The following is a 21,091-nucleotide window of genomic DNA, read 5'->3' as shown; positions in this document are numbered from 1 at the left end:
AAAAAGATGAGGGGCAAGTCCAATGGTCTTGTTGAGAGGGTAACGGGTATAGAATTAGAGGATCCATTGTACCCAAGGGGGCTGTTAGAGTGTTAAAGAAAAGCTAAGGGAAGAAGGATAAAGGAAAGAGGCATGGTGCAAAAATATTTTGGGACAGATGGAATTCGGGGAAAAGCCAATTCATTTCCTATGACACCTGATTTTGCCATGAAGGTAGGGATGGCTGTAGGGGTTTTATTCCGTTCACACCATCAATCACGTCGTGTGGTGATTGGCAAGGATACCCGATTATCTGGCTATATGTTGGAAAATGCTTTGGTTTCAGGACTGACTGCTGCGGGGATGGAAGTTTTTTTATTGGGGCCCGTTCCGACACCTGCTGTTGCAATGCTTTGCCGTTCTTTGCGCGCGGATCTTGGGGTGATGATTTCTGCTTCTCATAATCCTTTCTATGATAATGGCATTAAACTTTTTGGTCCTGATGGTTTTAAACTTTCAGATGATATGGAAGCAAAAATTGAACAATTGATCGATACAGATCTGTCAAAATCTTTAGCAAGTTCTGCCGAAATTGGTTATGCAAAACGGGTCGAGGGAGATATTTATCGGTATATTGAATATGCCAAACGAACTTTGCCTCGTGATGTTCGCTTAGATGCTGTGCGTATTGTGGTGGATTGTGCCAATGGCGCTGCTTATAAAGCCGCCCCCCGAGCTTTATGGGAGTTGGGAGCTGAGGTTTTTGCTATTCATGATGAACCCAATGGGACCAATATTAATCAAAAATGTGGCTCAACCGATTTAAGCTCTTTAAAACGAAAAGTGCATGAAGTGCGTGCTGATGTAGGGATTGCTCTTGATGGAGATGGCGATCGTGTTCTCATTGTTGATGAAAAAGCACAAACTATTGATGGGGATCAGTTGATTGCTGTGATTGCTGAAAATTGGCATAAAATGGGACGGTTACGGTGCAATGGGGTTGTTACAACAATTATGTCCAATCTGGGACTGGAGCGGTTCTTGAACAGCAAAGGATTGGATCTTATCAGAACAAAAGTTGGAGATCGTTATGTTGTCGATGCCATGCGCCAAAAGGGATATAATGTTGGAGGTGAGGCTTCTGGGCATATTGTGCTCAGTGACTTTGGGACAACGGGTGATGGGTTGGTGGCAGCCTTGCAGATTTTAGCTTGTATGAAGGAAAGTCAAAGCCCTATGAGCCAATTGTGTAAACGGTTTGAACCTGTTCCACAAATTTTAAAAAATGTAACGATTAAAAATAAAAATGTCTTGAAAACCCCCCCCGTCAAAATGGCTATTGATCAAGCAGAAAAACGGTTAGGAAAAGAGGCGCGATTGGTTATTCGCGCTTCTGGAACCGAGCCGGTTATCCGCCTTATGGCTGAAGGGGATGCACGAGATGTGTTGGATACAGTCGTGACAGAATTGATGGATGTGATTACTCAGCATGATACACGCGTGGGGACTGCACTTGAAAAATAAAAAGATGAGAATGATCAATTTTTTTCATGACAGTTCTAATGTTTATAAAGTAAAAAAGTCATGTGATATAAAAATAATAAACATTTTTTGTTTCTTGTCGTGTTATACATTCTCTTAATTTATGATTTTAGGATTTAAACATAAAAGGATTGAAGCCTTCTATAATACCGATACGACTAAAGCGATTAGACCTCCCCATGCTGTTCTAGGGGCTCTTGAAGAAGATGTATCGCCAAAAGATTTAAAGTTATGCGTCCTTTTGATTCCATCTGCTAAAAGGTGATCTCAAAGATTATGGGTCAATGATTGTCAATGGAAATTATCGTGTGATATTTCGCTTTGATGACATATTTAATGGTGTAGATGCCTCAATGGTGGATTATCTAGATTATCACTAAGGAGTGCTAAGCAATGATGAAGAATCTTTCACATCCTGGTGAATTATTGCGTGAAGATGTGATCAAAGAACTTGGTTTATCGATTAATGAAGCAGCAGAGTGGCTTGGTGTATCTCGTGGAGCACTTTCTAGAGTTTTAAATGGAAAAGACGCTATGAGTGCTAATCTTGCTATTAGGCTTGAAATGGCTGGTGTAAGCACAGCACGTATGTGGCTTGCACTGCAAACAAATAATGATTTATCAAAAGCAATTCTTAAATAACAGTCTCATGATAAAGATTGCATAAAAGAGTTTCAAACGGCTGTTAGATTTTTTCAACAGAGATATTGGGAAGAGCAAAATAACGCGAGTAGTGTGTATAAAATCAAAAGATGTGACATGGTAAGGAAAGGAATAAGACCTTATGTTTGTAGTCCTATTAAGCCATATGACAAAAGAGAGGTCATCAAAGGAGGTTTAATATGAGTGTGGAAAAAGATATTGTACGTGCACGCATAGATAAGACGTTAAAAAAAGAAGCCCATGAAATATTATCAAGTCTAGGACTTACGGTGTCTGATTTTATTCGGATTGCTTTAACAAAAGTTGTCAATGAAAGAGGGTTGCCGTTTGAGATGTATATTTCTAATGAGGAACAGCCTGAAACTTTCAAGAAAAGTGACAAGGGCGAAGATATATACAGGGCTAAAGATATGGAAGATTTGTTTCGTCATTTGGATATTTGATATTTCTGATCATAAATAAGCTTTTAATTTATATCATTATAGTTACGGGTATCACGTAATTTTTTATTGACAATTTACGGGTATTCCGTATATTGAATGATGTATGCAAACAGTGATTGAAACGACAGCTTATTTAACTTCTGCAAAAGAAGAAGGTATATCACCTGAAGAATTGTTTAATATTGTTTCTTTTATTGCTGTTAATCCAAATGCTGGTGATCTTATACAAGGTACAGGTGGAGCAAGGAAAGTTAGATTTCCAACAAAGCATAAGGGTAAAAGTGGGGGATATAGGGTTATTACCTTTTTTGGTGGTCAAAATATTCCGGTGTTTCTCTTAGATATTTATAGTAAATCATCTCAAGGAAATTTGACAAAATCAGAGAGAAATGAGCTGAAGAAAATTTTAACTGCGCTTCTTGATGAATATCGAAAGGAAAAATAATGGATAAGACAAGTAGAGCTGGTTCTCGTATATTACAGGGTGCTCGTGAAGCTCTTGCCTATGCTAAAGGTGAAGCGGATGTCACCAAATTTGGTATCCATATTCCTGCAAATGTTGATGTCAAAAAAATCAGAAAAAATATTGGGTTGACACAGGCTCAATTTGCGGAACGTTTTGGTTTTTCTGTAGGTCGCATTCGTGATTGGGAACAGGGACGATATTCTATAGATACTTCTTCCCGTTTGTTGCTTTCAATCATTGAAAATGAACCAGAAGCGATCAATCGTGCTCTTAAAAAATCTCTATTGGCTTAAGAAGGGGGAAGGTGTTATTTTTTTAAAAAGCATCACGGCGCTTGAAGGGGTCGTAGTAAATTTCTGTGACACGAAATTTGCCTTCAAGGCGTTTGCATTGGATGATGACGTCTATCATAGAAATTAATAAGCCGCGGATGTCTTCTCTTGCTAAATTACCGCCACCCTCACTTTCTTTGACAAGAAGGGTCATTTGTTCAAAGGCGGAAAGGGCTGTGGAGGCATGAACTGTGGTGATGGAGCCTGGGTGACCAGAGTTGACATTGCGGATATAGTAAAAGGCTGTGCCATCACGCAGCTCTTGTAGAAGAATGCGGTCGGGGCGCATGCGCAAGCCCGATTCAAGGAGTTCTTTTGCACCAGCTTTTGCTAAGCCTTGGTTATCTTTCGAATAAAAAAGTTGCACTTTGTTTGAATGGGGAACAACCAGTTCTGGTGTGTCTTCAATGGTGAGAATGCGTTCGTATTCGGGGATTTTGGCAATTAAAGCTTTGGAGAGGGTGGTCTTTCCAGAGCCGGTTTTGCCAGATATTAAGATGTTTTGTTGAGTGATAACGGCGCGTTCTAAAAACTTGCAAAAATCTTTGGCGATAAAGAGGTCTATTAGTTCTTGTTCTGTGTCAGAAAGTTCATCTGCTCGCTTTTTCATTTGTTCAAGGGGGGTGAAACTGACGTTTCTTGCCACAGAAAACAGTTGGTTTTCGTGTAAACTTTCAAGGGAAAAAGTGCGTGATGAAGGTTTGCGGATTGTCATGCTGATGGTATTGGGGGAAACAGCGGGGGGCATGACAATTTGTATGCGTTCATTATTGGGGAGTGTTGCGGAGAGAACAGGGTTTTCTACACTGATCTTTTGTGTTGTGTAGGCAGCAACAACTTTTGCAATGCCTTCTAGCTCGCTGTAGGTTAGTTCTTCTCTTGTGTGGGTTTGCCAACCATCTGGACCTTCGACAATCACTTCACCAGGGCGATTGACGACAATTTCAAATAAATTTTCATTATTGAGGAAGTCATCTAAGATTTTTAATTTTGTTAAAACGATGGAGGCTCGTTCTGCATTTTTTGCTGTTGGCATAATGTGACTTTAATTACTTTATGTGTTTTATGGGATTTATATATTTTTATTGATTGTGAGCGTGACTAATGAAAAAAGGAATAGCCCGGGGTTGAGTGGGAGTAAGTGCTGTTCCTTTTGTGGGTGAGCGTTAGTTTATAGACAGATGAAAAGTCGAGATCTCTTGCGACGAAAATATTGACCAGTTCGCCTTGGAATTTTTCTAAGGTAGGGGGGATGTTGATTTGGTTTTCAAGGGCGATACTTGCTGCATCTTTTCCCATGTTGTTTGCGCCTTCAAAGCCACCGCCTCCAGAGTTGTTTGCACCTGCTTTATTCTTGTTTTGCATTCTGTTGGTGAGGGTGGTTGTGGCGCTATCAATAACGGTGAGTAAAAGGGAAGAGCCAAAGCGTTCCCACCAGTGGGTGTTGATGTTGCCATCAAAGCCGGCGCGCCCTAAACTGTCGGTTGCGGGTGAGGCAAGGGGGATGATGATCCCGTTTGGGGTTTTTGCTCTGGTCCAGAGGACGAAGAGACGGGATTGCCCTTGTTTGATGCCTCCGCGATATTCGCCAACCACTTGGGTTCCTTTATCAAGCAAAACAACGCGTCCATTGTCAGAGAGGATATCGCGGTTAATAATGCAGCTGGCAAAGCCTGGTTGGTCACTGTTTAAGGCGGTTTCTAAGATACAGGGGATAGAGGTTCCCATGGCGATGATAAAGTTTCTATTGCCGATGAGTTTTGCTTTTGTTTCTTCTGATGTGGTGGGTTTTAGGAGGGTTGCAAAATTTTGTGTGTTTTGAGCGGCAGGAGAATTTTGCATATGCTCGAGATTTTCAAGGGCATTCAATTTCTCAAGGGGGTTGAAAGCATTGTTGACGACGTCTTTTAATTCAGATTTAGAGCCTTTGGCAAAAGCTAAGACAGGGGCACGTCTTGCGGCATCAAGTAAGGGGTCATCTTTTTTGGGGGCTGGTGCGAGTGGTTGTGGGGCGGGCAGGGTTATGGGTGCCATTTTTGCACGCGGGGTGGAGGGGAGGATCTCTAAAGGCGCGAGGGTGTTGTGAAAGCTTTGTGCTTGTTTTTTATGAGCTTTTGCGGTGTCTTTTTCTTTTTCTGGGGGAGATGAGAGAATGTTCCAGACCACGTAGGCGCAGACTCCTATACAGGCGATGGCAACAACTATTTTTTTGCCAAGGCTTTGTGAGGTATTGTTGCGTTTATCGCCAATTGAGCCTCGATCGCTGATAGTGGTTTTATCACTCATGTGTTGGTCCCCTTTGAATTCCCGCTTATTTAAAGATGTTTAAAGATCTGATGCAATTTTACGTTCAACAGATGGTGAGGTTGTGCCGGTGTCTGGATTGATGCCTTTGGGTTGATAGGCTTCGTTAAAGATGCAGAGGACATTTCTTCCCTGTCTTAGGGTGAAGCGTGCGCTAATGGCATGGACAATAACCATGTTGCCTCTTGTGGTTTTGGGAACCAGCGATTCTGTTCCATCACTGCTTACGATGTAAATGGCAGGGATTTCTTGGTTGTCAGGGAAGGTAAAGGTTGTGGTTTTGCCATTGTCGTAAACAGAGGAGGGTTCAAGGTTGCTTGAGCCTTGTGCGGTGTAAGCCCAATTGCGTGGTCCGTAGGTTTCATAAGCATTGAAGACGCTATCGATTTGTCTGGCTTGTTTTTTTTCTTGTCGCAGAAGGGCTGCAAGTCTTCTTTGTTCTGCTTCTTCTTGGGGGTAGCGAAATTTCACGAGGAAATAGGTTTCTTGTCCAGAGGAGATTTCTCCATCTTTGATGATCAGTTCAAATTGATAGGAGCGTTTTGAACCATCAAGTTTTGTGGTGACGACTTGGAGATTGGTGATGGGTTGGACTTCGCGCGCTTTGAGGAAAAGAATATTGCCAGCGGGGGCGACTTCCCATGCGACGCTGTTGCCAATGGCGACATGCGCAATTTCTTCATTGGCAGAAAATTCTATTTGGACCGATGAGCGGATGGAGCCAATAATTTTTGTGACATTATAAGCATCATAATTGATGAAGCGAATGCGGCTATCGCTCGGCGCGCGGGTGGGAAAAACACTGGCGTTACTCCAAGGTGTAGGAGAAAGGGCGAGGAGGCTGAGAATAAGAAAAAGGATTTTTTTTGTCATGATCAGTTGACCACTTCCGGATCAGTTCTATATTCATTAACAATAAACCCAAGAGGATTTATCAGACGATTTTGGACAGAGATAGGGGCGTTGATGTATTCAAAGGTGAGCGTTGCAACCCAATGAGTGATGAATTCTTTGTTGTTTTCATTGTCATGGATTGTTCTGTAGTAACGCACTTGAGCAACATCTTGATTGATGAAGGAGATTGATTTTATCGTTATTGTAACGGTGGCATGTTTATAGAGAATTTGGGGGCTTTGTGGATTTCTTGCGCCGTACCAGCTGGCAAATCTTTCCTGCTCTTCAGGGGAAGAGAGGAGAGAGACAGTTTCGAAGTTGTGTTGTACTTCTTCTGTGGCAAAGCCTTCACGCGAGCGGACGTATTTTGCGGCGAAATAGCGTGTGATGGCTTCATCCACATTGGTGGGTCCTTCTTTTAAGGCTTCCACGACTTCTGTGATACCGGTTGAATTGTCCACACGGATGACAAAAGGCTCTACGGTTTTAAGCGGTGTGAGGGTGATGACCGCGAGTGAGGAGATGAGCGCGACGATAACGGATATCGCGGCAATTGTGAGGGAGGCGCGAGTGGTGCGTCGTGCTGCTAACATGCGGTCTTGATCAAAAGAGCGCGCTTCAGCGATGTATTGTTCTACGTCTTTTTCTTTCATGCTTTTTGCCCGCAATTTTTGTAAGATCTCATTTCCTCATCCGTTAACTTTTGTGCCAGAAGCATTTCCAGCTTTCCCTCTTTTAAGGGTAGGCGTGTGTTGTTACTGATGATGATGGGGGTGGGTGTTGGTTTTTTCCCTTCCCAATTCCACATGGATCGGTTGAGTGGACGTTTAGAATATCCATCACACTTTGGAAGTGACTTCAGCGTGTGTGATGAAGACATACAGCCACTGAGAAAGAGAAATGGTAAGATGACCCCAATTTTTTTAAACATTCTTCCATTTCCTTTCATTTTATTATACCTAATATTGCTATTGCTTTCTGTTCCATCTTCTCCATACGCTTCTTCATAGCTTTGAAAGGAGCTTTTACTGCGTCGACACCTGCTTTCGTTGATCCTGTAAGAGCAGCTCCACCAGAAGCTAAAGCCGATGCGATTTCTGGCAATTTGTAAAAGATAAGAATACCACAACTGCTGATACCTAAAAATTGCACTAAAGCAACGATCATATCCAGAACGCTTCTTGAAAGGATGGTTGTTGCAAGCTTGACATATAAACCACCGATTATGACTATTAATACCTGAAGTATAATGAAATTTACTGTTTGATTTAGCCATGCTTCTGTAAACCTTCGTGTTGCTGAAAACATATAAAGGCTTATAAAGAGGGGCCCCACTGATAGGACAAGAAATAAACCAATTTTAGCATATACTGAGACGAAAAAACCGACGCCACAAAAGAGAGCAGAAACTCCTAAGCAGAAAAGACCAGCAAGCCAATAGACAGCAAATGTAAATGTATGTTCTCTGTTGGCAGCATCAAAAACGTGTGAAGCAGCAGTTTGTATCATATTATCCCATACATTTTTATCTGAATGTGCACCTTGGGTAGCATTTGCAATGGCATTCGGCAGATCGTTGAAGAATATATCCCTAACCCAAGTATTATAATGGGTGGCGTTTGTGGCAAGTGCAACAATAATGCCAAGTTTGAAAACTGTTGCTATAAAGTCCCATAAAGGCATGGAAGAACGCCCATAGATGATATTGTATCCTATAAATATAATATAGATTGTACAAGACGCTTTAAGCGGAGTAGATAAAGACGATGAGAGATTTCTAATGGTGTCATCCATTACCTTTGTGAGGGGCTCCATCAACCCGTTGTCTATCATGGTAAATATATCATACGCTGCCATTGTTTTCCTCCGCTCCTTATCATATGGGTTTTGCGTTCCATACTAAGTTGAATTTTTATGCTTTAATTACTGTCCTCTTTCTTTTCAGATTGCTCTTCTGTTTTTTTCTTATCGTCATTTTTACGATATTCATTTAGATATTTTTGAAAGGATTCTTTACCAAGTTCGTCTATTGCTTTTCCTAAGTTTTCACAATTTTGAGGAGATTCTGTCTCAGAAGGCTTTTTCCACATACATTTAGATATCCACTCATCGCGTAATTTTTCGTCTTTCTTAAATTCCCCTACACTGTGGATTTTTTCACAACCAGCTGTGATGAGCCCAGTGCAAAGTAGCAATGTTGTTATGAGAACTTTATTCATCGATATTTCCCCTTCTTTCTTTCAGTTTTACAAGGTTTGAGCACAATTTTTAAATTATGCTAGGTTATCGGTTTTTTATAACCAGTGATGATAAATCTAGGGCAGTGACATAATCTTGCCATAAATCTATTGTATAGTCTGCAAGGTTATTTAAGTTGAGCAGCTAAAGCGCAATAGCTATGTGTGATGGCGTCATTCATTGTCTTTGTAAGAGGCTGCGTTAATATCGTGTCTCTATCAGTGAATATGCCTTTGCTGTCTACTGCCATTTAAATGCTCCGCTCTTCGTTGTGTATTTTTATAATTTAATTATTATTTTGTTCTTTCGCTTTTTTTTCTTCATCAGCACGCTCTTTTATCCCAAATGTAGCGTTCCATATTTCTTTAGCTTTTGCCTGACGTTCTTTCTCAAGTTCTAAAAATGCTAACCGCATGTTTTCACAATTTTTTGAAGTTCCTGCAAATCCACATCTAGCATCCCACTCTAGGCGTAATTTTTCATCTTTTTTAAATTCTGCGACGCTATAGGTTTTTTCACAGCCAGCAGCGATGAGTCCTGTGCCAAGTAGCAATGTTGTTATGAGAACTTTATTCATCGATATTTCCCCTTTTTCCTTTCAGTTTTACAAGGTTTGAGCACAATTTTAAAATTATGCTAGGTTCTAGTTTTATAACCAGTGATGATAAATCTAGGGCAGTGACATAATGTTGCCATAAATCTATTGTATAGTCTGTAAGGTTCTTTAAGTTGAGCAGCTAAAGCGCAATAGCTATGTGCAGAGGTATTGTTTGTTGCCTCTGTAAGGGGATTCATCAACATATTGTCGATATAAGAAAATACGCCTTTGGTTACTATTGCCATTTAGATACTTCGCTATTCGTTGTGTATTTTTATAATTTAATTATTATTTTGTTTCTGTTCAGCTTTTTCTTTTGCTTCTTGTTCGGCTTTAGCCCGTTGCTTAGCTTCAAATTCAGCTTTCCATTTTTCATATTCAGCGTCTTCTTTATCCCTAAGTTCCTTTAATCTTTTATCCAAGTCTTCTGCGGCTTTACGCTGTCTCTCTCCAGCTTTTGCTTCATATTCCTTTTGAAGTTCAAGCTGCGCTAATCTTAAGTTTTCACAATTTTTGGCAGTTCCTGCGAATCCACATTTAGCATTCCACTCTTCCATCAATTTTTTATCTTTTTTAAATTCTGCGACGCTATAGGTTTTTTCACATCCAGCAGCGATGAGTCCTGTGCCAAGTAGCAATGTTGTTATGAGAACTTTATTCATCAATATTTCCCCTTTTTCCTTTCAGTAAATGTAATATAAGATGCTTGTAAGTGTTTAGCTTGAGCAGCTAAAGCGCAATAGCTATGTACAGAGGTATTGTCTGTTGCCTCTGTAAGGGGTTCCATTAACATATCATCTATATCAGTAAATACGCCTTTGGTTACTATTGCCATTTAGATATTTCGCTATTCGTTGTGTATTTTTATAATTTAATTATTATTTTGTTTCTGTTCAGCTTTTTCTTTCGCTTCTCGTTCGGCTTTAGCCCGTTGTTTTGCTTCAAATTCAGCTTTCCATTTTTCATGTCTAGCTTTTTCTTTAGCCATAAGTTCATCCATACTTTTTTTCCGCTCCTCTGCTGCTTTACGACTTCTTTCTTCAGCTTGTGCTTTATATTCTTTTTCAAGTTCTAAAAATGCTAACCGCATGTTTTCACAATTCTTTGAAGTTCCTGCAAATCCACATTTAGCATCCCACTCTAAGCGTAAATTTTTATCTTTTTTAAATTCAGCGACGCTATAGGTTTTTTCACAGCCAGCAGCGATAATTCCAGTGCTAAGTAGCAATGTTGTTATGGTGATCTTGTTCATGATTAATGACGGTCCTGTTGTTGTTTAGCGCGCTCTTTTGCTCTTTGTTCTTCTTCAGCACGCTCTTTTGCTTTTTCTTCAGCTTCTTTTTTTTCTAGTTCAGCCTTTAGTTTTTTTATTTCAGCTTGTCTTCTTTGATGTTCTGCTTCCATTTCGGCTTGAAACTTTTCCATAGCATCACGAAAACCTTCGTTTTGTTCCCTAATTCTTTCTTCCGCTTTTGCTTCATATTCCTTTTGAAGTTCAAGCTGCGCTAACCTTAAGTTTTCACAATTTTTGGCAGTTCCTGTGAATCCGCATCTTGCATTCCACTCTTCCATCAATTTTTTATCTTTTTTAAATTCTGCGACGCTATAGGTTTTTTCACAGCCAGCAGCCATAAGCCCTGTGCAAAGCAGTAATGCTGGTATGATGATTTTATTCATGATTAATGATTGTCCCCTTGTTTTTCAGATTTTTGCTGCTCATCATTTGTAGAGCCAAAACCTCCCCATTTCTTACGGGTTTCAAATTCAGCTTGCTCTGCGTTTTTACAATTTTTCGATTTAAGATCCCCTGATGTCAAACATTTCACGAGTACTTCTTCCATCAGTTTTTTGTCTTTTTTTAATTCTTCTACGCTGTAGGTTTTTTCACAGCCAGAAGCCATAAGCCCTGTGCAAAGTAGCAATGTTGTTATGATGATCTTGTTCATGTTCAAGCCCCTCTTTTTTCCCTTTATTGACCACGCAGTTTTTTGGCAAAATCTTTATATCGTGCTGTAAATTCTTCGTAGCCACGTTGTTCTGCCGCTTTATCTTCTGCTTGTTGAATCATCGCGGCGGCTTGCATTTGAAGGACTTGTGTTTGCAGTTTTGCTTGTATCGCCGATAATTTTGCTTGAATGCCTTGAATTTCACCAGCCTTATCAGTGTTTCCAAGTTTATCGAGAAGCTTGTTAATCTCTTTTTGCGTTTCACTGGCTTCTTCGTAGACATCTTGGCCTTTTGCCGCTTGTCCTACTATGTGCTGTTCAGCTTTTTTAACTTCCTCTGCGTAAAAAGCATCCACCGCTTCTTTTGATCCTGCACCCCCCGCGGGCTCTTTATATTTAAGCTCTTCTTGCCATTTTTGTGCGTTTTTGCTGCTGCTCCCGCCACCACCGCCACCGCCGCCGCTGCCCATCGATTGTTGAAAGTGGTTAAAGTCAGAAGGCAGAGCGCCATTGCTCCCTTGCTTGTTAAACATTTCTTTCAATGCCGAAATGTCAGGTTTGGCATTTAAAGAGCTATAGAGTTGTTTCATTTGATCGAGTTGGCTCTTTAATTGATCAAGCTGTTCTGTGCCTAGCTTAAATTGTTTCTGCAATTCTTGAAGATGTAGTTTGCCTTGTTCGAATTGTTTCATCATTTGTCCTACAGCCGCGGGATCATATACCATCATGGCTAAGGCATTTGTTTTTAAGCCTAAAGAAATTGCGCAAAGCGCGGTTGCCAATAAAAGTTTTTTCATTGTTTTGACCTTTCTTGGAAAATAGGAAGCCATTTATCTGGAGATGTCCCAACTTCTTCCATAATGGTTTCGAGAAGTTCAATGTTTTTCGTGGTGCCGCTTAAAATGGCTATTTCATCATCAAAACCCCGTAAATTCAGTTCTGCTACCACAGAACTTTGTCCCTGCTTGATGAGAAAACGCCGTGACTCTCGGCTTAATTCTGTTTGTATCAGGTTAAACTCTCGGTCTGATAATTTAAAACCCTCTACATAATCCGCGTGGTTCCCCTTTTGATTGGGAAAATAAACCTGGGTGGGACATTGCTCTATAATGGTGTGGGCTATCGTCGAATTAATCGCATCTTTGGGAGATTGCGTGGCAAACAACATCAAACCATTTTGCTTCCGAATGGTCTTCAGCCTATCTTGCGCAAAGGCTTTAAAGGAATCATCCTCTAGCGCTTTCCAAAACTCATCAATGACAATGATAATACGACGCCCGTCAATCAGAGACAGAATCCTATGAAAGAGATACATCATTAATGGTGGACGAATTTCGTCATTGTCCAAAAAATCCGTCATATCATAACCAATAAATTTGGCATCAATCCCTATGTCATCATCAGGATTGTCAAATACCCACCCTAAAGCATTGCCTTTACACCATCGCTCTAAACGCCCCGCTATCCCCTCCCGATGCGTGGTGTCAAAAAACATTTGTAAAGCCGATATGGTCCGCTGCTCTTGAGGGAGCAAGGCAAGTTGGTCAACCGCAGAAGCAATATCTTGCCTTTCCGATTCACTAATCTTTTGACCCTCAGCAGAAACAAGCTTGGTAATCCATTGGCGTAAAAAGACCCTATCAGCTGGATTGCTATAATCTAAACCTTTTAAGGGTGCTATCCCCGTCGGCTTGCCATTTTTTAAAGGCATATACGTGCCGCCACCCGCTCTGACAAAAAGCTCTGCTCCACGATCCTTATCAAAAAACACCATATTGGGATCATGCTTTTGAAGTTGTGCTAGTAAAAAATTAACAATAACCGTTTTACCAGAACCAGACGGACCACAGACAAAGGTATTGCCTAAATCACCAAAGTGAAAGTTAAAATAAAACGGCGAACCAGCTGAAGTCTTCATCAAGGCTACCGCTGGTCCCCACACATTGCCATCTATTTTGCCAACCGGAAAAGAATGAAAAGGTGAAAGCGCTGCATAATTGCGGCTGGTTATCGCGCCAGAGCGGGTGCGATAGGCATAATTGCCAGGCAATTGTGCCCACCAAGCCGCCGCTAACCCTAAATCCTCCCGCGCAATAACAGCACCACCATCTGTCAGACGAGAACGTGCTTTGGCAAGATTATCCGCTAACTCTTGTGGCTCATCGGCAAAAACCGCTAACGATAAATGATGCTCCCCTAAAACAAAACGATTCGATTCAAGATCATCAAGCGCATCATCCAGCTCCATGATTTGTGAGCCCGCACGATCTCCGGCATTGACCATCTGGTTTTGTTTGCGACCCATAATCTGCTTGGCAGCATTTTTGCTCTTGAAAATAAAAGATTGCGTAAAAATAAACTCAAAGGGAAGCGTTAAAAGACCATCCGCCATGCCTACTCTGGTTTTGGCTGGATACTCTTTCCAACCAAACATGCCAGCAAAACGCTGGCCCGCTTCGGTGCGTATTTCTATGACTTCTTTCCCAAAAATCAGACGGTCTGAATAAACAGTCGACGCTATCGTCCCCCATGTCAACGGTATGCGTTCACGACGACCGCCTACCAGTTGGTGAATAAACTCACTTTGCTGCGAATAAATAGTGCCTTCATACTCATACAGACTTAATCTTCTTGCGCCATAACGCTCTAAATTTTGAATGACATCTGTCGTAATATCTTCAAGCTTGCGAATCGATTCTTCATCAACTTCCGTTTTTTCTTGCTTGGCTTTGCCTAAACGTTTAAAAAATTCTAATAATTTATCCGTCTTATCAACGTGTGGATTCCACAAAATTGAAAGATAAAGCTCATTGCGATAAAGCTCCTGAGAAACCATTCGCTCACGATATTTATCATCTAATTGCTTGGCAAATGCCGATCTGAAAGTGCCATCCGGATAAACCGTCTCCCGCTTTCGGATAATATGGCTATAAAGCGCAATCCGTTCATCCGCAATGTTCTTAAACAGATTATTGAGCTGTTCGTGAAGCACGTTCAGATCAATAATATCCGCTGTCTCAAAGTTAATGCCCTCAAGTTTAACAACCATCATGAGCGCGCGTGAATCCAGTGCAATGACATGCTTGTTTACATGGCGCACGTAAGGGATGATCGCTTCTGGCTGCTTTTCACGCTTGCGCTCTGCTGTTTTCATTTTAATTCCTCATAATTACGAATTAATCGTAATGGAGAAATACTTCCTCCACCCCATAGACTAGAATTTCTGGCAAAAATAGTTGTCTTTTGCCATGTCAGAAGAATACGAAATTTGTTATGGTCATGTTTGAGAATTTCTTTGAATATGAAATGGATGGCAACACCAATGGTTAAAAGAAAAATATTGCCTGCCATAATAAACAATATCATCGATCCTATCCCATTTAATCCCATAGCTTCCACCGTCACGCCTGCAATCATTGCAGGGCGCGTGCAAGCAAGAAATAACGTATCCTCCGTTAGCTTCTCATGCTCTTTCATGATTTTTGAAAATGCTAGAGCACGTTAATTAAGCTTTAAGCATTGATACGATTTGCGCTGCGCCAAAGATTATGCCAATGCCAACACAAACAAAAAATGCCTTACGCATTTCAACATAACCAGCAATCCAGGCAAGCCCGATACCAGCAACCGCAATGGTGGCAATTGATGTGGCAATAGATCCGTTTAAAGTGTCAACTATTTTTTGAAGTGCACCTTCAACTTTTCCGAAGCCTTCTGCAAATGCTGGATCACTGAGTGCAAGGAAAGCAATAAAAAGCATCAAGACTGTGGTTAGCCATTTCTTTTGAGTGTTTGAAAAGGCGAATTTTGATAAAGTACGGCTAGTCGTAAAGTGATTATTTATTTTAGGCATAAAAATGTCCCCGCGTATTAAATTAAAAATTGCTTAACATTAATTTACTGTAATGTATAACGTAAGAAAATAAAAAATTCTACTGTTTCATTTATAGTATTTTATTTTTTATAGTACAATAAACAAAATTCTTTATAATATACAAAATGATATTTTTAAAAAAAACTTCTCGATCAGCATTTAAATATCTGATTTTTATTTTTTTTATTTTTTCAGCTGTTTTTTATTTTCGTAAATATTTTGAAGATTTTATGCAAAGCCCTGTTGTACAAAAGATACAGAAGACAGTGGAAAAACAGTTTCAAGAAACAGATTTAAAAAGGCATGATTATGCGCAAGGACAAGATGTGTCTTCCCCGTTAGAATCGTTATCAAGACAATTTTATGAAGAAAATGTTCCCGTCTATTCTGGTGCGATTCAGGTCACAAGTGGTGTGACCTTTAAAATGATCACACCAACAGATGATGGATGGAGAAAAAGAATCATGCGCAATATCCGCCTCTATGGTGTGGAAACCTGCGAAGTGCGGCAATTCGCCTCACGCAATGGTGTTAAGTGGCCCTGTGGGGCTTTTGTCACGGCGTGGCTGGTCTCAAAAACAATCGATAAAAATGTTACCTGTCGGCAAACCCGTGTCATTAAACAAATTCATTATGCTCAATGTTTTGTGGATGGCATGGATCTTGCACGCTTAGGCCTTGCAGAAGGATTGATGGTGTTGACAAAAGATCAGCATAACTTCCCATCCCCCGCAGACTATAAAAATTTACAATTGACCGCTCAAAAAGAAAAAAATGGTTTGTGGTCAAGCCAGTTTCAACAACCAGAAGATTGGCGAAGAGAGCATGGAAGCTATAATCCCATTGACCACAATTGATTTTGACCATAATTGATCAAGCGTCCTCTTCAGTGCTGTTTACAATTAAAGACAATATGCCACAATGAGCCTTAATAGCTTTAAAGTTGACCATAAGCGATATAGATCTTGATGGATAACTCTCGTCATGGAAAAAAGGCTTATGAAAAAATAGACAAAAGCAAAACTAAAAACCCTTTACCTTCAAAAAACACTGCATTGCTTAGATCTTTTACCTGAAGTATTCTCTCATACTGCTATGTTCGTGAAAAATGGCGTGTGCATTCTGAGAGGGATTTCCTCTCAAGCGCTTGAAGAAGCTAAAAAAAATATGAAAGAAAAAGGTGCTTTCTTTTATTGTAAAAGAAAGCACCGGGGGGGGATAGAAACACAGTCTTACATATTTTCATCTAAAAGGCGGTCTTTTTTATCTTTTTTCCACAGAAAATACGTTGCTAGTCCCAGAATGGGCACACCCAATTTGGCAAAAGGGAGATGTTGACTGAGAACAGCAAGACTGGAAATAGTCGCATCTGTCATCAGTTTGTGACGTTGTTCTTCGGTCTTTTTTTGTTGGTCATAGCGTTGATAAACCTTCAGAACCCTGTTGATCATAAGTGCTAAGCCGGCAAGAAAAAGCCAAATTAAAAACATGATACTGGCGGCAAAAAGTGGCTTCATAACAGTACATAACCCAAGAAAACCAATCATACATAAAAAAAGCAAAGCCATGAATAATGAAATGCCAATAAACCCACAGCAAATTGCTTGAAGGCGCACTTGCTTGACAGTGCTTTTTAGCCCTCCACCGACAAGATGGTTTAAAAGAGGAGTGATAAACTTATGCATTGCTTAACGACGCAGTAACTGAGAAAGAATAAAACCAACCCCTGCTGCAAACAAAACACTTTTGCCAGGATTTTTACGAACGCATTGATTCATAGTTTGCTCAAGATCACTGATTTTGTCTTTTGCTTGAGACATGATGTCTTCACTACTTTCTTTTGCTGAGTGGTACAGTTTTTCCGCTTTGTCTTTGGCCGCATTGAATTTTTTAGCACCAAGATCTGTCAGTGTGGAGGTCATCCCTGAAATTTCATGACGTAACGTTTCTAACTGTCCCTGGAGCTCGTTTTGTAGATCTTTTTCTGCTGCAGTTTTATTTTTTTGTGTTGTTTTGTTCTTGTTCATGATGTTCTTTCCCTCTCTTGTATAGTGGTGTTTGCTGTGTTCATCGTAATCATTTGCATGGGAGTGAAAATTTTTACTGCTGGGATAACGCTAAAAGTGTTTTTTAGTTCCTTGTCTTTTTGTACAATTTTTAAAATTGTTTTATGCCTTTCAAGGTATTCAGCACCATTTTCTCGCTTTTGGGGGGCTGTTTCTTTTAAAAGGTTAAAGATCTTTTTCTTTAAGAGAAAAATCTTTGTTGTTTATCCCGTATAAATTATCCCTTGCATATGTTTTGTTCTCTTTATTCAAGAGCGGTTGAAATGAGAAAAGCTTGCAATATGAGGGGCTTACTCAACCGTAATGATGATAAATTATTCTTATAAATCAATATGTTGTAAGTAGATAAGATGATGCATTATTTTTACTAATTGAAATATTGTATGGGAGATTTCTGATAAGTCTATCATTTTGCCAAATTTACACAGTAAAGTAACTTAAGTAAGGTAAACTTTTGAAGGGTTATAAAAAATTTCTTGAATGATTTCTTTAGAATAAGAGAGAGCGTTTAGGGAATAAAACTATACTTGATTTATCAAGTTTTCTTTCTTAAGAGGAAGGTGGAAGTGACGTTGAAGTGGCATTGTGGAATAGGGGGGGCTCTGCAGAATGGCGATTCAGCGTATAATTGAAGATAAGACCACGAGAGTGTGAGACAGAAATGGAATCTGAAACAGTCCCTTTAGAGAAGAGTTCTGCTGGATTGGCAATGCATGATTTTTCGCCTTTTTCTATGTTTATGGCTGCTGATTGGGTGGTGAAAGCTGTTATCGTTCTTTTGTTGCTTGCTTCTTTGATATCTTGGACAATTGCTTTTGTGAAAATTATTGAGATCACTTTGGCAAAACGACGCGTGCGTCATGAACTCCGATTGGTTCTGAACGCTCAGACTCTTACGCGTTTGGCTGCGAGCTTGAAAGAAAGCAAAGGGGCTGGGGTGTTTTTTCTCAAAGAAGTCCTTAAAGAGGTCTATCTTTCGACGCAAGAGGTTCATTTTGTGGCTCCTGAAGGAACAAGCGAAAGTTCGGGTGAGAAAACCAATCCAAGAAAAAGTGCACAAACGCTTGAAGATATTCTCTTTTATGAGGAAAATAAGCAATATGGAGATGTTTCTCGCGATGTTTATGTCCGCGATGTCCATGAAGGTTTAAAGGAAAGGGTTCATTCGCTTTTGTCACGCTGCTTGCTGGCTGCGACACGACGTGTTGCCTGTGGAAGTGCTGTTCTTGCAACCATTGGCGCCATTGCGCCCTTTGTGGGGCTTTTTGCAACAGTTTGGGGAATTATGAATTCTTTTATTGGGATTGCGCAATCGCAAACAACGCGGCTTGATGTGGTTGCTCCTGGAATTGCTGAAGCCTTATTTGCAACGGCGATTGGGCTTTTTGTAGCGATCCCCGCCGTTGTTATGTATAATAGCCTTATGCGTGCTTTGAATGGGTATCGCAGTGATTTAGGTGATATCGCGGCTGCTCTTGAAAGGCTCTTGAGTCGTGAACTTGATCGACAAAGACAACAGAAAAGTCATAAAAAATGAAAGCAAGCTTTAATGATGATTTTGATCTCGATGAAAGTGGGTTGCACAGTGAAATCAATGTGACCCCTTTTATTGATGTTGTGTTGGTCTTGCTGATTGTTTTTATGGTTGCTGCTCCCTTGGCAACATCTGTCATTCCTGTTCAGCTTCCTTCGATCACTCAAGCGCCTTCAGTGGTTCAACCTGATGAGCCCCTTTATGTCACTTTGCAAAAAGATCATTCTCTTTACATTGGCGATTATCTTATAGAACAAGCAGCCTTGAGGGAAACTTTGTTGAGGGAAACTAAGCAAAATTTAGAGACAAAAATCTTAATCAAAGCCGATAGTGAAATTGATTATGGCATTGTCATCGATTTATTAAACCAAATACGCATGGCTGGATATGGAAAAATCGGTCTTGTCGGATTGCAAAATTCTCCCAACCTTGCCGCAAGAGATGGGGGCAATCATAAAACAGCAGATGGAACAAAGGGACTTGTTGTGACAGACGATGCTAGCGAGAAAGCGGGCGCTAACATGGTGGGTCATGGGAAGGTGGAAACAACCAGCACTGTGGAAAACGCTCATATTTCTGGAACAACTTCTGCTCCGTGATAAAAAATATCTGATAAAAAATAGCTTTGTTGAAGGAAGCAAAGCAACTTTATCAAAGTCATATCAAAGGCATAGCGTAAAATTGATGAGGGGCAGTGTCATCGATTGATGCAACCAAAGATGTATGTGTTGGATAGCGTCAATCTGTCTGATCGGATTACAAAACGCTCTCAATCTTGCTGCTAACGGACAAGAGACTTGGGGTGTGATGGTGCAAAAAACACATTGGTCATGAGACATTCTTATGGCATTTGAATCGCTTATTTTACAAGACAAGGAATTCTTCTTAAATCCAGTCAAGAGGAGCTGTCTTCTTGGATCATCACACGCAATCGTCCTTGGGGTGTTAAGGCATGTGAGGGATGTGCGGGCATGTGGAGGCTTGTGCTTTTAAATGAGACGCGTGGAGGAGGATGCGTGCTTTAAAAGCCCTAAGTGATCAAGGAAAGACGTCAAGGAAGAAGGGCATATCTTACGTGCAAAGGTTTTTGCTTCTTCAAGGGTTGCATATCAATTATTAAGACCAGTAGAACCCGCTGTCGCGTAGTGAGAAATTTTTATTGTTTTCAAACACAAGATTTTCTGAATTGATAACGTCACGGGGGTCGTGAATGTTGAGAAGGGACGTGGGAGGAGAAAGGATGCAGGGCTTTGTGCGTTTGATTAAAAGGTAAAAGCCTTGGGCATAAATGGACGCTGCTTTGCTTTAAAAGCTCAAGGAATCTCAAAAATCAAGAGCTTGTAAAATCCAAGGAAAAGGAGTTCAAATCCCAATAGTGCTTGCAAAAAAATCAAGGGATTGGGAAGTGAAAAAACCTTTGGAATGCGTTTTGTGTTGCTTTAAGCTGCTTTAAGTATGCCCTGTGGAACCAAAACCTCCTGTTCCACGGCTTCCGTTATGGCTTTGGCTGTCTTCTTGCGCTGGTTCAATGGCACAAACATTAACTTGGGTGACAGGGGCGATGACTGTTTGAGCAATGCGCATGCCTCGTTCAATAGAAAAGTCTTCCTGACCACAATTAATGAGCAAAACTTTGACTTCGCCACGGTAATCACTATCAATCGTCCCTGGAGTGTTAAGGCATGTGATGCCGTGTTTTAAAGCTAGACCAGAGCGTGGGCGTATTTGCGCTTCATACCCTGGGGATAAATGAAAAATGAGTCCCGTTGGAATAAGAGCACGCTGCCCTGGTGAAAGGACGAGCGTTTCTTCTTTTCCAAGGGCGGCGCGTAGATCAAGACCCGCAGAACCCGCTGTTGCGTAGTGAGGAAGCTCTAAATCTTGTCCGTGTGCAAGAATCTCGACGGATAAAGTCACGGAGTGTGAAGATTTTGAAGAGACACAATTTTCTTGCTTGTTGAGGGGTGTGTTGGTTTCAGTGTGCGGCATGATCAAAGCATTTCCAAAATATGAGGTCTAGAAAAAAAGGTACTTTAACAAAAGATATTCATAAAACAAGCCGATAAAAGTTTTTTGATGCAGGTTGTCCCCAGAGCTTGGTTATGATCTCTTGTTGATCCAGAATACGCCAAAGTATACACATCCCAAAGCACCATAAGAATCTTTTTAATAAGGGGATTGCCAACGATGATTTGATGTTTCGTTAAAAAGG

The 21,091-nt window shown here is 40.6% G+C and carries 28 protein-coding genes; 9 read left to right on the top strand and 19 right to left on the bottom strand.

The window, feature by feature from the left end:
* Nucleotides 1–132: 132 nt before the first annotated feature.
* The 6 genes from glmM (at nt 133) to NNJ73_RS01915 (ending at nt 3,386) form a co-directional block, all read left to right on the top strand.
* On the top strand, nt 133–1,503 hold the full coding sequence (glmM, locus tag NNJ73_RS01940; RefSeq protein WP_254492463.1) for a phosphoglucosamine mutase: 1,371 nt from the start codon (nt 133–135) through the stop codon (nt 1,501–1,503).
* 302 nt (nt 1,504–1,805) lie between these two features.
* Complete coding sequence (locus NNJ73_RS01935) at nt 1,806–1,901, top strand: hypothetical protein (RefSeq protein WP_254492462.1); 96 nt, start codon at nt 1,806–1,808, stop codon at nt 1,899–1,901.
* A 13-nt stretch (nt 1,902–1,914) separates the two neighbouring features.
* The gene (locus NNJ73_RS01930) at nt 1,915–2,163 is read left to right on the top strand and encodes a HigA family addiction module antitoxin (protein WP_254492460.1); all 249 of its coding nucleotides are present in this window, start codon (nt 1,915–1,917) and stop codon (nt 2,161–2,163) included.
* A gap of 200 nt (nt 2,164–2,363) precedes the next feature.
* Nucleotides 2,364–2,627 (top strand): type II toxin-antitoxin system RelB/DinJ family antitoxin, encoded by a 264-nt coding sequence (locus NNJ73_RS01925; RefSeq protein ID WP_254492459.1) that lies wholly within the window; start codon nt 2,364–2,366, stop codon nt 2,625–2,627.
* A 103-nt stretch (nt 2,628–2,730) separates the two neighbouring features.
* The gene (locus NNJ73_RS01920) at nt 2,731–3,072 is read left to right on the top strand and encodes a type II toxin-antitoxin system RelE/ParE family toxin (RefSeq protein ID WP_254492458.1); all 342 of its coding nucleotides are present in this window, start codon (nt 2,731–2,733) and stop codon (nt 3,070–3,072) included.
* Nucleotides 3,072–3,386 (top strand): DNA-binding transcriptional regulator, encoded by a 315-nt coding sequence (locus NNJ73_RS01915; protein ID WP_254492457.1) that lies wholly within the window; start codon nt 3,072–3,074, stop codon nt 3,384–3,386. The genes NNJ73_RS01920 and NNJ73_RS01915 overlap by 1 nt, the downstream gene beginning before the upstream one ends.
* Nucleotides 3,387–3,408: 22 nt before the next feature.
* Here NNJ73_RS01915 and virB11 read toward each other — a convergent pair whose 3' ends face one another.
* From virB11 to NNJ73_RS01835, 16 genes are all read right to left on the bottom strand, one after another.
* Complete coding sequence (gene virB11 / locus NNJ73_RS01910; protein WP_254492455.1) at nt 3,409–4,461, bottom strand: P-type DNA transfer ATPase VirB11; 1,053 nt, start codon at nt 4,459–4,461, stop codon at nt 3,409–3,411.
* Nucleotides 4,462–4,526: 65 nt separating this feature from the next.
* Nucleotides 4,527–5,711 carry a type IV secretion system protein VirB10 gene (gene virB10 / locus NNJ73_RS01905; RefSeq protein WP_254492454.1) on the bottom strand — a complete coding sequence of 395 codons (1,185 nt, stop codon included), beginning with the start codon at nt 5,709–5,711 and terminating at the stop codon, nt 4,527–4,529.
* Between the two features lie 39 nt (nt 5,712–5,750).
* Nucleotides 5,751–6,602 carry a P-type conjugative transfer protein VirB9 gene (gene virB9 / locus NNJ73_RS01900; RefSeq protein WP_254492453.1) on the bottom strand — a complete coding sequence of 284 codons (852 nt, stop codon included), beginning with the start codon at nt 6,600–6,602 and terminating at the stop codon, nt 5,751–5,753.
* Between the two features lie 2 nt (nt 6,603–6,604).
* Nucleotides 6,605–7,276, bottom strand: coding sequence for a virB8 family protein (locus NNJ73_RS01895; RefSeq protein WP_254492452.1), 672 nt, complete (start codon nt 7,274–7,276; stop codon nt 6,605–6,607).
* The gene (locus NNJ73_RS01890; RefSeq protein ID WP_254492451.1) at nt 7,273–7,554 is read right to left on the bottom strand and encodes a type IV secretion protein VblB7; all 282 of its coding nucleotides are present in this window, start codon (nt 7,552–7,554) and stop codon (nt 7,273–7,275) included. The genes NNJ73_RS01895 and NNJ73_RS01890 overlap by 4 nt, the downstream gene beginning before the upstream one ends.
* A 14-nt stretch (nt 7,555–7,568) precedes the next feature.
* Nucleotides 7,569–8,480: a type IV secretion system protein gene (locus NNJ73_RS01885; protein ID WP_254492449.1), complete on the bottom strand. Its 912-nt coding sequence runs from the start codon at nt 8,478–8,480 to the stop codon at nt 7,569–7,571.
* Between the two features lie 62 nt (nt 8,481–8,542).
* Nucleotides 8,543–8,842, bottom strand: a complete 300-nt coding sequence (locus NNJ73_RS01880) for an EexN family lipoprotein (protein ID WP_254492448.1) — start codon at nt 8,840–8,842, stop codon at nt 8,543–8,545.
* Nucleotides 8,843–9,147: 305 nt separating this feature from the next.
* The gene (locus NNJ73_RS01875; RefSeq protein WP_139412421.1) at nt 9,148–9,438 is read right to left on the bottom strand and encodes an EexN family lipoprotein; all 291 of its coding nucleotides are present in this window, start codon (nt 9,436–9,438) and stop codon (nt 9,148–9,150) included.
* Nucleotides 9,439–9,740: 302 nt separating this feature from the next.
* Entirely contained in the window at nt 9,741–10,121 is a 381-nt protein-coding gene (locus NNJ73_RS01870) for an EexN family lipoprotein (RefSeq protein ID WP_254492447.1), read from the bottom strand.
* 209 nt (nt 10,122–10,330) lie between these two features.
* Nucleotides 10,331–10,711, bottom strand: a complete 381-nt coding sequence (locus NNJ73_RS01865; RefSeq protein WP_254492446.1) for an EexN family lipoprotein — start codon at nt 10,709–10,711, stop codon at nt 10,331–10,333.
* 2 nt (nt 10,712–10,713) lie between these two features.
* Nucleotides 10,714–11,136, bottom strand: coding sequence for an EexN family lipoprotein (locus NNJ73_RS01860; protein ID WP_254492445.1), 423 nt, complete (start codon nt 11,134–11,136; stop codon nt 10,714–10,716).
* Between the two features lie 2 nt (nt 11,137–11,138).
* Complete coding sequence (locus NNJ73_RS01855; protein ID WP_254492444.1) at nt 11,139–11,405, bottom strand: EexN family lipoprotein; 267 nt, start codon at nt 11,403–11,405, stop codon at nt 11,139–11,141.
* A gap of 23 nt (nt 11,406–11,428) precedes the next feature.
* Nucleotides 11,429–12,202, bottom strand: coding sequence for a type IV secretion system protein (locus NNJ73_RS01850; protein WP_254492443.1), 774 nt, complete (start codon nt 12,200–12,202; stop codon nt 11,429–11,431).
* Nucleotides 12,199–14,559, bottom strand: coding sequence for a VirB4 family type IV secretion/conjugal transfer ATPase (locus NNJ73_RS01845; RefSeq protein ID WP_254492442.1), 2,361 nt, complete (start codon nt 14,557–14,559; stop codon nt 12,199–12,201). Before NNJ73_RS01845 ends, NNJ73_RS01850 begins: the two co-directional genes overlap by 4 nt.
* A complete protein-coding gene (locus NNJ73_RS01840; protein ID WP_254492441.1) occupies nt 14,556–14,882 on the bottom strand; it encodes a type IV secretion system protein VirB3 in 327 nt (108 codons plus the stop codon). Before NNJ73_RS01840 ends, NNJ73_RS01845 begins: the two co-directional genes overlap by 4 nt.
* Before the next feature lie 28 nt (nt 14,883–14,910).
* Entirely contained in the window at nt 14,911–15,258 is a 348-nt protein-coding gene (locus NNJ73_RS01835; protein WP_254492439.1) for a TrbC/VirB2 family protein, read from the bottom strand.
* Between the two features lie 146 nt (nt 15,259–15,404).
* Between NNJ73_RS01835 and NNJ73_RS01830 the strand changes: the two genes are divergently transcribed.
* Nucleotides 15,405–16,136, top strand: a complete 732-nt coding sequence (locus tag NNJ73_RS01830; protein WP_254492438.1) for a nuclease — start codon at nt 15,405–15,407, stop codon at nt 16,134–16,136.
* Between the two features lie 375 nt (nt 16,137–16,511).
* Here NNJ73_RS01830 and NNJ73_RS01825 read toward each other — a convergent pair whose 3' ends face one another.
* Together NNJ73_RS01825 and NNJ73_RS01820 are read right to left on the bottom strand one after the other, a co-directional pair.
* Complete coding sequence (locus NNJ73_RS01825) at nt 16,512–16,964, bottom strand: phage holin family protein (RefSeq protein ID WP_254492437.1); 453 nt, start codon at nt 16,962–16,964, stop codon at nt 16,512–16,514.
* Nucleotides 16,965–16,967: 3 nt separating this feature from the next.
* Nucleotides 16,968–17,306, bottom strand: coding sequence for a YqjD family protein (locus NNJ73_RS01820; protein WP_254492436.1), 339 nt, complete (start codon nt 17,304–17,306; stop codon nt 16,968–16,970).
* Between the two features lie 700 nt (nt 17,307–18,006).
* Between NNJ73_RS01820 and NNJ73_RS01815 the strand changes: the two genes are divergently transcribed.
* Both NNJ73_RS01815 and NNJ73_RS01810 read left to right on the top strand, forming a co-directional pair.
* Nucleotides 18,007–18,882, top strand: coding sequence for a MotA/TolQ/ExbB proton channel family protein (locus tag NNJ73_RS01815; RefSeq protein WP_254493187.1), 876 nt, complete (start codon nt 18,007–18,009; stop codon nt 18,880–18,882).
* Nucleotides 18,879–19,478 (top strand): biopolymer transporter ExbD, encoded by a 600-nt coding sequence (locus NNJ73_RS01810; RefSeq protein WP_254492434.1) that lies wholly within the window; start codon nt 18,879–18,881, stop codon nt 19,476–19,478. The genes NNJ73_RS01815 and NNJ73_RS01810 overlap by 4 nt, the downstream gene beginning before the upstream one ends.
* An 850-nt stretch (nt 19,479–20,328) precedes the next feature.
* Here NNJ73_RS01810 and dut read toward each other — a convergent pair.
* Nucleotides 20,329–20,868, bottom strand: a complete 540-nt coding sequence (gene dut / locus NNJ73_RS01805) for a dUTP diphosphatase (RefSeq protein ID WP_254492433.1) — start codon at nt 20,866–20,868, stop codon at nt 20,329–20,331.
* Between the last annotated feature and the right edge of the window lie 223 nt (nt 20,869–21,091).

The organism is Bartonella sp. B1099, assembly GCF_944801835.1.
In the GTDB taxonomy this organism is placed as follows: domain Bacteria; phylum Pseudomonadota; class Alphaproteobacteria; order Rhizobiales; family Rhizobiaceae; genus Bartonella.
This window is presented reverse-complemented; position numbering and strand designations above follow the sequence as displayed.

Excerpts from the sequence above, each read along its gene's own strand:
- NNJ73_RS01810 (WP_254492434.1), top strand. The coding sequence starts at position 18,879 with ATGAAAGCAAGCTTTAATGATGATTTTGATCTCGATGAAAGTGGGTTG.
- NNJ73_RS01880 (WP_254492448.1), bottom strand. The coding sequence starts at position 8,842 with ATGAATAAAGTTCTCATAACAACATTGCTACTTTGCACTGGGCTCATC.
- NNJ73_RS01935 (WP_254492462.1), top strand. The coding sequence starts at position 1,806 with ATGATTGTCAATGGAAATTATCGTGTGATATTTCGCTTTGATGACATA.
- glmM (WP_254492463.1), top strand. The coding sequence starts at position 133 with ATGGTGCAAAAATATTTTGGGACAGATGGAATTCGGGGAAAAGCCAAT.
- NNJ73_RS01815 (WP_254493187.1), top strand. The coding sequence starts at position 18,007 with ATGGAATCTGAAACAGTCCCTTTAGAGAAGAGTTCTGCTGGATTGGCA.
- NNJ73_RS01925 (WP_254492459.1), top strand. The coding sequence starts at position 2,364 with ATGAGTGTGGAAAAAGATATTGTACGTGCACGCATAGATAAGACGTTA.
- NNJ73_RS01870 (WP_254492447.1), bottom strand. The coding sequence starts at position 10,121 with ATGAATAAAGTTCTCATAACAACATTGCTACTTGGCACAGGACTCATC.
- NNJ73_RS01895 (WP_254492452.1), bottom strand. The coding sequence starts at position 7,276 with ATGAAAGAAAAAGACGTAGAACAATACATCGCTGAAGCGCGCTCTTTT.
- NNJ73_RS01860 (WP_254492445.1), bottom strand. The coding sequence starts at position 11,136 with ATGAATAAAATCATCATACCAGCATTACTGCTTTGCACAGGGCTTATG.
- dut (WP_254492433.1), bottom strand. The coding sequence starts at position 20,868 with ATGCCGCACACTGAAACCAACACACCCCTCAACAAGCAAGAAAATTGT.
- virB11 (WP_254492455.1), bottom strand. The coding sequence starts at position 4,461 with ATGCCAACAGCAAAAAATGCAGAACGAGCCTCCATCGTTTTAACAAAA.
- NNJ73_RS01915 (WP_254492457.1), top strand. The coding sequence starts at position 3,072 with ATGGATAAGACAAGTAGAGCTGGTTCTCGTATATTACAGGGTGCTCGT.
- NNJ73_RS01855 (WP_254492444.1), bottom strand. The coding sequence starts at position 11,405 with ATGAACAAGATCATCATAACAACATTGCTACTTTGCACAGGGCTTATG.
- NNJ73_RS01820 (WP_254492436.1), bottom strand. The coding sequence starts at position 17,306 with ATGAACAAGAACAAAACAACACAAAAAAATAAAACTGCAGCAGAAAAA.
- NNJ73_RS01840 (WP_254492441.1), bottom strand. The coding sequence starts at position 14,882 with ATGAAAGAGCATGAGAAGCTAACGGAGGATACGTTATTTCTTGCTTGC.
- NNJ73_RS01930 (WP_254492460.1), top strand. The coding sequence starts at position 1,915 with ATGATGAAGAATCTTTCACATCCTGGTGAATTATTGCGTGAAGATGTG.
- NNJ73_RS01865 (WP_254492446.1), bottom strand. The coding sequence starts at position 10,711 with ATGAACAAGATCACCATAACAACATTGCTACTTAGCACTGGAATTATC.
- NNJ73_RS01825 (WP_254492437.1), bottom strand. The coding sequence starts at position 16,964 with ATGCATAAGTTTATCACTCCTCTTTTAAACCATCTTGTCGGTGGAGGG.
- NNJ73_RS01875 (WP_139412421.1), bottom strand. The coding sequence starts at position 9,438 with ATGAATAAAGTTCTCATAACAACATTGCTACTTGGCACAGGACTCATC.
- NNJ73_RS01845 (WP_254492442.1), bottom strand. The coding sequence starts at position 14,559 with ATGAAAACAGCAGAGCGCAAGCGTGAAAAGCAGCCAGAAGCGATCATC.
- NNJ73_RS01920 (WP_254492458.1), top strand. The coding sequence starts at position 2,731 with ATGCAAACAGTGATTGAAACGACAGCTTATTTAACTTCTGCAAAAGAA.
- NNJ73_RS01885 (WP_254492449.1), bottom strand. The coding sequence starts at position 8,480 with ATGGCAGCGTATGATATATTTACCATGATAGACAACGGGTTGATGGAG.
- virB10 (WP_254492454.1), bottom strand. The coding sequence starts at position 5,711 with ATGAGTGATAAAACCACTATCAGCGATCGAGGCTCAATTGGCGATAAA.
- NNJ73_RS01890 (WP_254492451.1), bottom strand. The coding sequence starts at position 7,554 with ATGTTTAAAAAAATTGGGGTCATCTTACCATTTCTCTTTCTCAGTGGC.
- NNJ73_RS01835 (WP_254492439.1), bottom strand. The coding sequence starts at position 15,258 with ATGCCTAAAATAAATAATCACTTTACGACTAGCCGTACTTTATCAAAA.
- NNJ73_RS01850 (WP_254492443.1), bottom strand. The coding sequence starts at position 12,202 with ATGAAAAAACTTTTATTGGCAACCGCGCTTTGCGCAATTTCTTTAGGC.
- NNJ73_RS01830 (WP_254492438.1), top strand. The coding sequence starts at position 15,405 with ATGATATTTTTAAAAAAAACTTCTCGATCAGCATTTAAATATCTGATT.
- virB9 (WP_254492453.1), bottom strand. The coding sequence starts at position 6,602 with ATGACAAAAAAAATCCTTTTTCTTATTCTCAGCCTCCTCGCCCTTTCT.